We start from the raw sequence: 13,578 nt of genomic DNA on the forward strand, positions 1-13,578 counted from the left end.
ATGAAAAAGCAAACTAGAACAATTGGTTCAATTGTAAAAATTGAACTTAATAACGGTTATCACACTTATGGAAGAGTTTTAAGTGATGCGTCTTTTGCGATTTATGATTGCAGAACTAATATTGAAATACAAGATCCTGAAATTATTGTACAAAAGCCTATTTTGTTTATTGTAGCAGTGTATGATTCTGCAGTTAAAAATGGAAGATGGTTAAAGGTGTTTAATTTGCCATTGGAAAAAGAATTGGAACGACTACCCTTTAAGTATATTCAGGATAAATTAGATCCTAATAAATTTCAAATTTATGATAATGGAAATATAAGACCTGCTTCAAAAGAGGAGTGTGTAGGTTTAGAGAGAGCAGCCGTTTGGGAGCCAGAACATGTGGAAGAACGAATTATTGATTATTATGAGGGAAGAAATAATAAATGGGTGGAGCTTTTCGCTCTGAAATAAAATCCCCTACTGGTATGCGTTTATAACGCACATGAAAAGCTACATAATAATACAACAAAAGCCATCCGTTAGGGGTGGCTCTTGTTGTATTATTGGGCGTAGGCTTTACGCGCTTTGGTATCCCTAAGAATGGTATCAATCAAAAAGAACAATTTGTCTTTTATAGCAGGGCTTAAGTTCTCAATCTCCTGCAAACACTGCACGATGTTTATTCCTTAGAGCAAAAAGGAGAATCGGCTTTAACTTATGTAAGGCCTGATGCATTAAATACAAAAAGTAATTTCAGTCAAAAACAAACAGGTAATTCTTATAAAGATTTTAGTCAAATTGAAACTACCAATTATATTTTAACCAAACCTTTTGGTCAAAGTAATTACTCTACCTCAGAATATAGAGATCAGAAAAGAGGAGATAAAGCTAATTTAATCTTAAGCATTATTTCAAATATAATTGAGCTATTTAATTAATGATTATGAACAAATTGACAATTGTTATACTAGTTTTGGTAATACTGAGCACAAGCTGTAAAAACAAGGATAGTGGTAAAAAATATTTTAATAAGGATGTTCAAAATAGTTATACCGAAAAACTAAATAGCTTTCCTAGATATTTAGTAAACTTTTTTCCATCTAAAATAGATGGGGTTTATGGTATGTCTGAAACTAAAGATACCACCAATGAATGCATTTATTTTATGTATTATGATTTTAATAATAAAAAAAGTACTTCTATAGATTCTATCTTCAAATCCAAAGCAAAAGCAGTATATAATGCCATTGATACTAATATTATCTCAGTTAGAACTAAGTTACTGATTTGGGATGATCCCACTATGGAAATGTTTTACAATAATATTTTCATTAATGGTCGATATTATTATCCGGTTCCTTATTTTGAAAAAGACGATTATTCCAGCATTGGTATAAAGTCCGAAGATATTTATTCAAGTAAAACACCTTGTGGTTTGACGAAGGATTTTACGATTTATATATTGGATTCAAAACAAGGAAGTTATTGGAAAGGTCTGAAGCCCTCGGAACATATGCCTAAAAATTGGAAAAATGGATTCTCAAAGGGGGTATGTGTTAATAATAAAAAGGGAATTGTTATTTATTGGTTTGTTATTTGGTAATTCTCTGTTCTTTGAAGAGTTAAGCATTAGCGTCACTTCAAAGTTTGAATAAAAAGAGGTTTTCAAACCTTTATAAAGACAAAACCCCAATGTTGTTGAAAGTCTTAGCCTAAGCGAGACTTTCAACTGCAAATAAAGCGGAGGACTCCTATCTTTATTAATTGGTAACTTCAAAGAAAGACCTATTGGAGGAATCGCCTTGTTGTTGAAAGTCTTAGCCTAAGCGAGACTTTCAACTGCAAATAACACAGAAGGCTTTGTCTGGCCGATGGCATAATTCTATCATTTTACAACTATAGATACGACAGTGCAAGAGATTATGCCGGACAATCAGTACGCCAAAAGTTGAGTTTTGAGAGTGAGCAGTTGGGTATAATACTTTTGACTGGACCGAGTCCGTTGGAGGCTATGAAATAATCAAGTATGTTAAAAAGGGGAAGAATAGTTATCGTTTTAATAAGTATATTATTTGGTTGTTCAGGATCAGATACAAAACTCCTTGAAAAATTAAAAAGCTCAGTAAATAACCATATTATCCTTTCGTCTAAGAATAGGTCTGGTTATTCAGTGTTGACATTAAGTAACATTGCTGATTTTGAATGGGATAAGTTTTATGTTTTTGATGAGTATGTTACTAGTGAAGAGATAAACGGTACTACTGGAATTCAATGGAATGGTTCGACCGTACCAAGTGGGCAAAGACGTTTATTTTTTATCAAAGAGAATGAAGTTGTTAAATATGTTGATTATAGACCTATAGACTTTCCTTTATTTATTTACGAATGTGAACCAAGCAAACAATATGTCTTTTATAAAAAGGATGATACATTTATTGTTTTCAAAAAGTGCAATAAGGATCATTGTATTTATGGTTTGGTTCCATATCGATGTAAAGAAGATTTTAAACGTTTTTACAAAAAGTAGGTTTCTGTGTTCTTTGAGGTATTCGTAGCGATGATCACTTCAAATTTACTAATGGAAGGGACTGTCTATAAGAGAGGACTAAGAAAAGGGTGTTGTTGAATGCATTAAAGCGTCACTTTCGAGTGAATATAAAACCGAGGACTCTGGCCGACAAAAAGCTCTAGACTAAGTCTAATGATTTTGTCAGTTAGAGACATTTTACCATTTGCAAGCTCCATACAAAAAGGCTGTTAAAGAATATAGCAACGCTAGTAATTTAGGGTTGAACGATATACAAATTAATGAACTGTCGATATTTAAACAGTTTTATAAAAAGCATAATGAGGTTATATAATTTATTTTTTTTCGAGTTTTTTAATTTTTTAAAAAATGTTGATTCAAATTGGAATTCGAATAATAGTGAGATAAAGTCTTTTCAGACAATTGCAATAATTTCGTTCTTGGAAACCATGAATATCGTGACACTTTTTCCAAGATTTCGAAACGATTATAGAATTTATTTATTAATTATGATTGGATTATTATCACTCAATTTATTTCTTTTTCTTAGAAGAAATAATTATATGGAAATTTATAAAACATATAGAAATAAAGGATTTACAGCTTCCAGTTTTTTAGTAATTGTTTATATAGCTATTACATTTTTTTTCGTTTTTAGATTTCACTCTTGAATTTATTGAATCATAAGCAGATATTCCTTATCAAAGAATGCTTAATCCTCCCCTTGTTGTTGAAAGTCTTAGCCTAAGCGAGACTTTCAACTGCAAATAAAACTGAGGTCTCTGACCGGGATAAAGCATTAGAATTGAATCATGTGTTTGAGAGATAACGATTCAATGTTTTACCTAGTCAGAGACCTTATTATATGTAGTTTTAAATGTGTTATGCTTAATACATAACCTCAACTTTATTTAACGATTACAAATAACAATGAGATTTGAACCATTTTGAAAAACTCCACTTGATCTCCTAATAGTTTTCATCCAAATAAAAATTCAATTCTCTTCAAATTGATATTTTTATCGCTATGAATATCCGACTTACCGAAGAACAGAAAGAATCATTAATAATTTACTAATTGATCTGCATCAATAAATTTCATGAAAAACTATCAAAAACTTTCCCTTTAGAGAAGTAGAATTAGCAGGAAAACATACGTGAAGATTAGAGATGAGAGTGGCTTAAATGCACTAAAATTCTCATTTTTACTCAAAAAGTAAACGGACATTTATAGTCTGATTATTCCATTCTTCCCCAATGCCTTACTTCACACAAACAGAATTCTTTAATTGCATTTATCTTAAGAAAAATTATTTTTGCAGGTGAATAGCTATCTATGAAAAAGCTGTGATACATCCAACTTAGAAGTTGAACCATAAACTCATGATATATTTATTTTAATGAATAAGCTTTACCAAACCAAAAAACTAAAAGCATTTACACTTACCGAAGTTTTAGTAGTACTTGTAATCGTAGGAATATTAGTCCTGCTGGCGTTACCAAATTTGTTGCCGTTAATAACCAAAGCCAAAAGTACCGAAGCTAAAGTCCAGCTGGAGCATTTATATACCCTTGAGAAGAATTATTTCTATGAACATTCAAAGTATTCAAATGACCTGAATGCTGTTTCTTTTGTACAGGAAAAATTATCGACAGAGGGAGATAAAGGACAGGCAAACTACCGTGTTGAAATAGTGGAGGCTAGTACAACTACATTTGTGGCAAGGGCTACTGCTGTTGTAGATTTTGATGGTGATGGGACGTTTAATGTGTGGGAAATCGATCAGGATAAAAACCTGCGCGAAGTAGTTCAGGACTAATGCATACCCTATTAAGTTGCAGTTTAATAATAACACTATTAATCATTGCTTATCAGGATTTTAAATCCAGAGAAGTGCATTGGTTCCTTTTTCCGTTGCTATTAATACTGTCTCTTAGTAAACTTTGGTACATTGATCAGCTTAAGGAAGTATTTTCTTTTCTTATAAATGTACTGATGGTGTTAGTGCAATTGTTGTTATTAACATTTTACTTTTCGGTTAAAGAAAAGAAACTGATAAATATTGCAGATAATTACCTTGGCTGGGGCGACATATTGTTTTTGTTTAACCTATGTTTTCTCCTGAGTCCGGTAAACTTTATATTGTTTTATCTTGTAAGCTTGCTGGCTACAATTATTTTTTTTTTGGTGTACAAGGTATTTGTTAATACTACCAAACCAATACCGTTAGCAGGATTGCAGGCAATAATTTTTACGATTGTCTATATAATAGATTTAAGCTCTCCAAACATCGACTTATTAAATGATTTTACAAGCCAGGAGGTGCTTAAAGGGTGGATAACATAGATGAAATAAGTTTTAGAACAGAGCAATTACAACTGATCAAACCTGATCAGGCCTGGCATTATAAAGTAATCCCCGAAACTTTAGCGGATAATACCGTTCATCTCTATATAGATGAAGGTTGTAATCAAACGGAAACCAAAGATGAACTGGAAATTCTATTGGGCAAAGATATCCGATTACAGCCTGTTAAGAGTGAACAAATAGGCAAATGGTTATCCAAATATTACGTACGCGAGCAAAAACAAGCCATAGTTGAATCCGAACACATTGCCGTTGGTTCAGAAGATTTTCTTATCAGTTTAATTCGTGAAGCTAAAAATCTTAAAAGTAGTGATATCCATATAGAGATATATGAGCATAAATGCAGGGTCAGGATACGTATTGACGGAATGATGATCGAACGGTATTCACTGAGTAAACAGGAATATCCGGCTCTGATCAACAAGATCAAAATTATGTCGAATCTTGATATTGCTGAAAAACGATTACCTCAGGATGGACGTATCAACTTTCATAAAAATCAAGATAAGTTTGACATTCGCGTATCTGTATTGCCCACACTGCATGGCGAAAAGGTCGTACTTCGTTTGTTAAGTACTGAAGCAACCAACATTGAGCTTTCTACGTTAGGTTTTTCCTCATTCGATCTGGAAAACTACCTGGAAGGAGTGAAGCGTCCAAATGGAATTCTGCTGATAAGCGGGCCAACAGGTTCCGGAAAAACCACTACTTTATACGCTACCCTGAAATTGCTGAATAAGGAAACGCGGAACGTCCTTACTATTGAAGATCCAATTGAGTATACACTTGAAGGAATAAACCAGGTACAGTTAAAAGAAAGCATAGGATTGAGTTTTGCTGCTGCTTTAAGGAATTTCTTGCGTCAGGATCCGGATGTGATTATGGTGGGTGAAATCAGGGATGTTGAAACCGCCAACATGGCTATCAGGGCAGCATTAACAGGGCACTTGGTGCTTTCTACCATCCATACTAATTCAGCTTGGGGTACAGTATCTCGTTTGATTGACATGGGAGTTCCACCTTTTTTAGTAGCTAATACCTTAAATACCTCGGTCGCTCAGCGATTACTTCGTTTGCTTTGTCCGCATTGTAAACAAAAACAACCTTTTTCTAACAATCTGTATCCGAAACAGTTTAAGGCCTTTAGAGAAGTGTCAGCTCATTACTTGTCTGTTGGTTGTGATAAGTGCTATTATACAGGTTATAAAGGACGGAAAGCTGTTTATGAAGTTATTCCGATCGATGCTGAGTTATCAAACAAAATTAAGAGCAATCGTTTAGATATCACTGAATCATTGAGTTCAAGAGGAGTAAAGTCTTTAGCAGAAAACGCCTTTGAGCTATTTGAAACAGGCGAAACAACCTTAGAAGAGATTTATCCATTATTATTCAATTTTTAGTCCAAACCAAATTGAGAAAGAATTTTACCCGTTTTGTTGTAAGTTGTATTTGTCTTTTAACGCTGATGACTTCCCTGTCATTTGCGCAGAATCAGGACCGATTCCAGGTAATTGAACAACGATTAAAAGAGATGAGTGCTGAAGTTCCGGGATTAAATGAGAAAGTTCAGTTATCAATTTCCGGAGCTACTATACAAGAGTTTTTAAGAGGACTTGCCGAGTCTAATAACTTAAACATTAATGTTGATCCTCAGTTAAATGCAAGGATTTATAACAATTTCAGGAATGAGAAAGCTATAAATGTTTTACTGTTCCTGGCCCGTGAGTATAATCTTGATTTTCGATTCGTTGGTTCTATTATATCTGTTGCGCCATTTCAGGCTCCTATACAAACACCTGTATATCGACCAAAGGAAATAAAGATTTCTTATGATGACGCTAGTAGCAACCTAAGGTTGGAACTGTCAAATGATAGTTTGGGAATGGTGGCTAAAAAGATCTCCGAAGTTTCCGGTAAAAGTGTGGTCGTTCCTTCAAATTTATTAGGTAAGCAGGTATCAATTTTTATAAATGCACCTTTCGAGAATGCCATTGAAAAGTTGGCTTATTCAAATACGCTGAAACTTACAAAAACTGCTGATAATGTTTTCTTGATTCAACCTTTAGGTGAAAACGAAGAGACTTATATTGATTCGGAAAATAAGATTGCTGTTAGAAAAGTTCGCATGCCCACTAATAATCCAAATGGTTTTCAAAACATGGGCGGACAAGGTGGTGGGCCTGTAAATGTTGAATTAGTAAAGAGTCCGGATGGAAGGCGTTTGCTCAATGTAGATGCAAAAAATGCATCAATCAATGAAATTGTCAAAACGGTTGCTGAAGAATACGGAATCAATTATTATTTGTTTTCTGACGTAAGAGGAACTACAACAACCCGCTTGCGTAATGTAGAGTTTGACCAGTTACTCGCCACCATCCTGATGGGTACAGATTACACGTTCAAAACAGAAAAAAACATCTACATGATTGGCGAACGTAAATTGGAAGGATTGAGAGTGATAAAGGTATTGCCATTGCAATATCGTTCGTTAGATACAGTTGAAGCAATGATTCCAATTGAATGGAAAAGAGGAGTGGAGATCAAGGAATTCAGGGAACAAAACACCTTGTTGTTGGCCGGATCGGGCCCCCAGATTCAGGAAATAGAATCATTTGTAAGGCAAATCGACAAGCTTGTCCCAATGGTGCTGATTGAAGTTACCATGGTGGATGTTCGTAAAGGAAAAACAGTAAAAACAGGTATTAAGGCCGGTGTGGCCGATAGCGTTGTCAGATCAGGAGGTACCGTGTTTCCAGGGTTAGATTACACTTTTGGAGCAAAATCGATCAATGATTTCTTAGGTAAAATAGGAAATAACAGCACCTTTAATATTGGTCGGGTAACTCCTAATTTCTACGTTAAATTGAGTGCTTTGGAGCAAAATGAAAATGTAGATGTACGATCGATGCCCAAGCTGGCAACCTTAAACGGACACGTGGCTAACTTAAGTATCGGAAGTACTCGTTACTATACCACAACTACTCAAAATGTAATGGGTTCATTAAATCCACAAACGGTGGTTACGCAAAATTTCACACCAGTTGAAGCTAATTTATCCATTAAAATTAGACCTATTGTTTCTGCGGATGAACAAGTAACATTGAGTATTAAGGTTGATATTTCTGACTTCCTCGGTAACCCTCCGGCGAATACCCCACCTCCATTAGCAACCAGTAAATTTGAATCCATTATCAGGGTAAAAAATGATGAAATGGTACTATTGGGTGGTTTGGAACGCACGGAAAAGACGGATTCGGGCTCAGGGGTGCCGATCTTATCTCGTATTCCAATTATAAAATGGTTGTTCAGTAGCAGGGAAAAAGGAACGAATAAGATCGTTTCCATTGTCTTTATTAAGCCAACTATCATTTACCAATAGTTATGCTTGAGGATTTAAAGTATAAGTTGTATTCGTTAAAACGAGTAATTGGTGCCGAACTGGTTATTCAGGCTGATGCTTCGTATAATATTCGGTTTACGGAGTTATCTATTAAGAATGATGTTGTTCAGTCGTCCAAAGGCCGGACAGACCTGACTTCAGTAAATCAGCTTAAAAATTCCATTGAGAATCAGGTGCCTGTTGTGTTGGTGTTAACTGGCAAAGGTATCATTCAAAAAAGAATTGAAGTTGTATCTTCTGAAAACGAGACCAAGCTTCAGCAAGTGTTCCCAAATGCCAGTTACAATGATTTCTACCTTGAAAGTTTTGAGAGTACACCCAATCATGAGTTTGTTTCAGTAATTCGAAAGGAGCAGGTTGACAAAATCATAACAGAATTTGCAACGGAGAAAGTTAGCTTAATTGGTATTCATTTGGGGCCTTTTATTATTAATTCAGTCCTTTCTCATTTAGCGGTTGGAACTGGAGAACTGGTTTTCGATAAGAATAAGTTTTCACTAAAAGATTCGCAGTTAATTTCTTATCAAAAACAAGATTCTCCTGAAAATACAGCTACTAAATCTAATGTTTTATTAAAAGGCTCAACTGTAAATGAACAATTATTGATTGCTTATGCGGCAGCTTTTGAAACATTGACCAATCCTGATTACCAGGGTGTTGATAATGACCAGCTTCAGTCCAATTTTAATGAAAACCTCGAAAAAATAAAATTCAAAATTAATGGTTGGGCAGCGCTTTTATTTTTCCTTCTGATTTTGCTCATAAATTTCTTTGTTTTTAGTCATTATAATTCGAAAAAGCAGTTATTAAGCAGTGATAGTATTACCATAACGGCGAAAGATTTGGATAAGTTGAAGGAGCAGGTTAAGGAAAAAGAAGAATTACTCAAAGATCAGGGAGGCGATTTTCCTTATAAGTATGCATACTTGGCTGATCATATTGCCTCAACCGTTCCATCATCTGTTCAATTGGATGAATTAACCATAAACCCTTTTGATGAACGTCGGTCGAAGGAACAAAAGCGTAAAATACTCGAGCAGGGAAAGGTAGTAATCAGAGGTACCGCCAATGATATTCAACCAGTTAATAATTGGGTTTTAAAACTTCAAGAGCTACCATTTATCCAGGAAGCTGTTGTCGTTAATTTTTTGTTTAATGACCAGGAACAAAACGGAGTTTTTGAAGTAAGCATTACATTAAAGCAATAACGATCAATGTTTAACACTATTCCATTTAAACAAAAGAACAAATACCTGAAATTCGGTTCGGTAATTTTATTGCTTTTTATATGGCAGTTTTCTATCAGAAATACAATAAACCTGCGAGCCGAAGTAAACACACAGCTGCAATTTAATAATCAAAATAGTGGGAATATTAGTCAGTATTATCAACTAAAAGACAGACTTCGAAAACTGAATAGTTTGTTGAATGCTGGGCAATCTGCCAATCAGACAAAAGGACAATTATCCACCATTAGTGACTTGGCGACGGAAGAAAAGGTTAAAGTGGTAGCGATTCCTTTTACCGGAGCGGACAGTACAAAGCGAATATTTGCTAAAACAGAGTTGCAAGGTGACTTTATTCACTTGCTCCGCTTTTTAGATAAATACGAGGCGGTAAGTAAATCAGGAATTTCTACAGTGTCATTCTTAAAGCCGCAAGTATTCAATGAATCAGAAAAGAAAACAGTAAAACTTATTTGTATGTAAGAATATAAGATCATCTACCAATAACCAACATCTGTCATACTTAACTAAATAATATTCATCAGAGTAATAAGTCATACTGATAGGCCTATGTCTATTGGTGTTGCTTTGTGTTCAGTCATTAAAAATCAACATAAGCCTTTTGTTTAAAATGAATCTATCAAAAATGAAAACATCGTAATCAAGAGAACATTATACCAAATAAACGAAACTGTAAATCTCAATAACATTAGTAATGAAAGTTAAAACTATTTTAAGTCTTCTGATAACATTTTTTGTAGCTAATAATTTGTACGCACAGCAGGATTATATTCTTCCCAATTTGATACGAAATTCCTACATGGATATTTTGGATGGAAGTAAACCGGCGGGTTATTCTACTTATGGAAATGTTGTGATTGAAGCGGTACACCCTTTCACCAAAGGATTTGAAGGTATATCAGCGGCCACAAAACCAGCAAATGCTGCACTTACAGTAGATGATGCAACAGCGATGAATCCATATTGGTTTGGAGTTTATAACAAAGGGGGGAGAATTGCGAGAGGAGGCTTAGCCGATGGATGGAACGCCTTTACTGGAGGAAACATTCTTAAGATTACCGGAGATAATGCTGGAGGATCTACTTCAGTTTTCTTCCCCTTTGAACGAAACGTATTAATACGGAAAGTAAGATTTAGAGCTTGGGTAAAAATAGTTAAAGGTGAATTTGTCGGTTTTGGTAACGATAGCGGCTTAAGCAGCACATATTGGGGAACAACTTTTACCAAACAAACTACAGATCAAGCACTCGATAAATGGTATTTCATCGATATGATTATTCAACCTTCACAGAATACTTCTTTAAATGGATTAGTCTTTTCCATGGGAATAAAAGGAAGTCCTGACTTTGAAGTTTACCTGGCCTTACCTCATTTATCTATTGAAGGTGCCAATGCTTGGCTGCCAAGCGTTACTGATATGATATCAAGAAATGGCCTTACCATATTACCTCAAAATGGATATGTTGGAATAGGTACCAAAACTCCAAAAGAAGAATTGTCTGTTAATGGAAAGATTCGTGCAAAAGAAATCAAAGTAGAAAATACAAATTGGCCAGATTATGTATTCACTCTAAGCTATAATCTACCTTCTTTACAAGAAACCGAACAACATATCAAAGAAAAAGGGCATTTACCAGGAATTCCTTCAGCAGAAGAAGTTAAAAACAATGGAGTTGATTTAGGCGAGATGAATGCGAAACTGCTTCAGAAAATTGAGGAGTTGACATTGCATTTGATCCGATTAGAAAAACAAAACGGGCAACAACAAAAAGCGATTGAAGTTCTACAATCGAAAATTAAAAAATAATTTCTATGAAAAAACTTCTATTATTTATTATCCCAACGTTCTTGGGTTTTAAATCATTTGCACAGACCAATTCTTTACCTACAACAGGTAATGTTGGTATCGGCACATTAACCCCAACAAGCATCCTTCATCTTGTTACCGGTGGACAAGGAATGCAGTTTGGAACCGGTACTAATACATCACCTTATGCATTTAGTTTTGGTTTAAATGATGATGGTATTAATTTCTCAAGCAACTCTACTGTTCGCGGGTATAATTTCAAAAATGCAAATGGTAGTTTACTTACAATTAGTCATAATGGTAAAGTTGGTATAGGAACTGCAACGCCGTTTACCGGAAGTAATAATTTCGGATTACATATTGATGCAGGGGATCACTCTTCAATTCTTTTAGGAAACCCTATATCAGGGGGGTACGGAGGTATTGTACAAACATCTGATAATAAACATCGTGTATTTATTGGTGCGAACCTTTATGATGATAAAACGCTTGCATGGAAAAGTTTTCAGACCGGAAAAGGAACTGCCGGGATAAGCATTATCGCGGATAATGGTGGATACGGAACCGGAATTACCATGTACGTTTCAGATCAGGACAATGCAGTAACTCCAAGACTCACATTAAATTCATCAGGAAATATGGGAATTGGAACCACAACCCCTGTTTCCAAACTACAAGTTGTGGGAACGACTAATGCTTTTACTATTGGTGAAAAAATAACTGGCAATACTATTCTGGACATTGGATTGAACCAACAAACCAGCGGTTATTCTTTTGTTCAAAGTGTTAAAGCACATGGATCGCTATGGGGTGATTTAATAATTAATGAGAAAGGTGGCAATGTGGGAATTGGCACAACGGATACCAAAGGCTACAAATTAGCAGTAGCCGGAAACATGGTTGCCGAACAAGTTACTGTTAAATTAAAAGGTAATTGGCCAGATTACGTATTCACACCAACCTATAATCTACCTTCTTTACAAGAAACCGAACAACACATCAAAGAAAAAGGGCACCTACCAGGAATTCCTTCAGCAGAGGAAGTTAAAAATAACGGAGTTGATTTAGGGGAAATGAATGCGAAGCTACTTCAAAAAATTGAGGAGTTGACATTGCATTTGATTGAAATGCAGAAGGATATTAACCAGTTAAAAAAGGAAAATCAGGAATTAAAAGTAAACAAACTCATCAAATAAATAATGAAAAAAATAATAACATTTGTCTTCCTTTTGGGAAGCTTACAAGGTCATGCGCAATGGAGTAATACGGCTGATAATATTACAACCGGAAATCTTACGATTGGAAGTACAGTAGCGGATTCGTACTCAAAATTTACAATTAAAGGGCCAAATCAACCTACTGGAATTACTAATAAGAGGGATATTTCCTTTGAATTCAGTTCTGCAGGACAAGCGCAAATCAGATCTTATAGAGGAACAAGTTGGGATACATATTTGCAATTTCTAACGAGTGATTATGCAAATACAGGAGGAATCCCTACTCCAAGATTGCACATTAATCATGACGGAAAAATTGGTATAGGTACAATTACACCAACGGTTGCATTGGATATCTTAATGCCGTCTATAGCTGCAACGGGAGAGAAAATCATGAAATTGTCTTTGCCTGATGCATCTAATGATTTTTTGTCATTTGAAAATGCGACAGCCACTGATGGAGTATTTCTTCCAATGATATTAGGAAATCATGAAACAGATAATCGGCCAGCTTTAACAATTATTGGGAGAGTAGGCGCAAATAACGATCAAGGTACTTCTGCAGTTATGGCCTTTGATTCACGTTTACCAACGTCTAAAATTTTAACCAGACCATTATTTCAATGGCAAAGCCTTGCAATTCCGTACATGACCCTGTCATCAGATGGAAGCCTTGGAATTGGTACTACAGACACTAAAGGTTACAAGTTAGCCGTAGCTGGAAACATGATCGCCGAACAAGTTACTGTTAAATTAAAAGGCAATTGGCCAGATTATGTATTCACCCCAAGCTATAATCTACTTTCTTTACAAGAAACCGAACAACATATCAAAGAAAAAGGGCATTTACCAGGAATTCCTTCAGCGGAAGAAGTTAAAAATAACGGAGTTGATTTAGGTGAGATGAATGCGAAGCTGCTTCAAAAAATTGAGGAGTTGACATTGCATTTGATTGAGTTGAAGAAGGAAAATGAATCCTTAAATGTCCGTGTAAATCAACTGGAGAATTCAAAAAAAGAAAAATAAG

At 35.1% G+C, this 13,578-nt stretch carries 12 protein-coding genes; all 12 read left to right on the top strand.

From position 1 onward, the window contains the following. The 12 genes from SOLCA_RS07585 to SOLCA_RS22245 all read left to right on the top strand — a co-directional run bounded on the left by SOLCA_RS07585 (position 1) and on the right by SOLCA_RS22245 (position 13,577). Positions 1–456: an immunity 26/phosphotriesterase HocA family protein gene (locus SOLCA_RS07585; RefSeq protein ID WP_014679859.1), complete on the top strand. Its 456-nt coding sequence runs from the start codon at positions 1–3 to the stop codon at positions 454–456. Positions 457–928: 472 nt separating this feature from the next. Further along, positions 929–1,588: a hypothetical protein gene (locus tag SOLCA_RS07590; protein WP_014679860.1), complete on the top strand. Its 660-nt coding sequence runs from the start codon at positions 929–931 to the stop codon at positions 1,586–1,588. A gap of 423 nt (positions 1,589–2,011) precedes the next feature. Continuing rightward, positions 2,012–2,512: a hypothetical protein gene (locus SOLCA_RS07595; RefSeq protein WP_014679861.1), complete on the top strand. Its 501-nt coding sequence runs from the start codon at positions 2,012–2,014 to the stop codon at positions 2,510–2,512. A gap of 1,400 nt (positions 2,513–3,912) precedes the next feature. After that, a complete protein-coding gene (locus tag SOLCA_RS07605) occupies positions 3,913–4,332 on the top strand; it encodes a prepilin-type N-terminal cleavage/methylation domain-containing protein (protein ID WP_014679863.1) in 420 nt (139 codons plus the stop codon). After that, a complete protein-coding gene (locus tag SOLCA_RS07610; protein ID WP_014679864.1) occupies positions 4,332–4,859 on the top strand; it encodes a prepilin peptidase in 528 nt (175 codons plus the stop codon). Before SOLCA_RS07605 ends, SOLCA_RS07610 begins: the two co-directional genes overlap by 1 nt. Further along, entirely contained in the window at positions 4,847–6,280 is a 1,434-nt protein-coding gene (locus SOLCA_RS07615) for a GspE/PulE family protein (RefSeq protein WP_014679865.1), read from the top strand. Before SOLCA_RS07610 ends, SOLCA_RS07615 begins: the two co-directional genes overlap by 13 nt. A gap of 11 nt (positions 6,281–6,291) precedes the next feature. After that, positions 6,292–8,259 carry a type II secretion system protein GspD gene (locus tag SOLCA_RS07620; RefSeq protein WP_245536760.1) on the top strand — a complete coding sequence of 656 codons (1,968 nt, stop codon included), beginning with the start codon at positions 6,292–6,294 and terminating at the stop codon, positions 8,257–8,259. Positions 8,260–8,261: 2 nt separating this feature from the next. After that, entirely contained in the window at positions 8,262–9,488 is a 1,227-nt protein-coding gene (locus tag SOLCA_RS07625; protein ID WP_014679867.1) for a hypothetical protein, read from the top strand. 6 nt (positions 9,489–9,494) lie between these two features. Further along, positions 9,495–9,989 (top strand): hypothetical protein, encoded by a 495-nt coding sequence (locus SOLCA_RS07630; protein WP_014679868.1) that lies wholly within the window; start codon positions 9,495–9,497, stop codon positions 9,987–9,989. 232 nt (positions 9,990–10,221) lie between these two features. Beyond that, positions 10,222–11,334 (top strand): prefoldin domain-containing protein, encoded by a 1,113-nt coding sequence (locus tag SOLCA_RS22235; RefSeq protein ID WP_014679869.1) that lies wholly within the window; start codon positions 10,222–10,224, stop codon positions 11,332–11,334. Positions 11,335–11,339: 5 nt separating this feature from the next. Beyond that, positions 11,340–12,530: a hypothetical protein gene (locus SOLCA_RS22240; RefSeq protein WP_014679870.1), complete on the top strand. Its 1,191-nt coding sequence runs from the start codon at positions 11,340–11,342 to the stop codon at positions 12,528–12,530. Between the two features lie 3 nt (positions 12,531–12,533). Next, positions 12,534–13,577, top strand: coding sequence for a hypothetical protein (locus SOLCA_RS22245; protein ID WP_014679871.1), 1,044 nt, complete (start codon positions 12,534–12,536; stop codon positions 13,575–13,577). The last annotated feature ends 1 nt before the right edge of the window (position 13,578 follow it).

It is taken from the genome of Solitalea canadensis DSM 3403, assembly GCF_000242635.2.
In the GTDB taxonomy this organism is placed as follows: Bacteria; Bacteroidota; Bacteroidia; order Sphingobacteriales; family Sphingobacteriaceae; genus Solitalea; species Solitalea canadensis.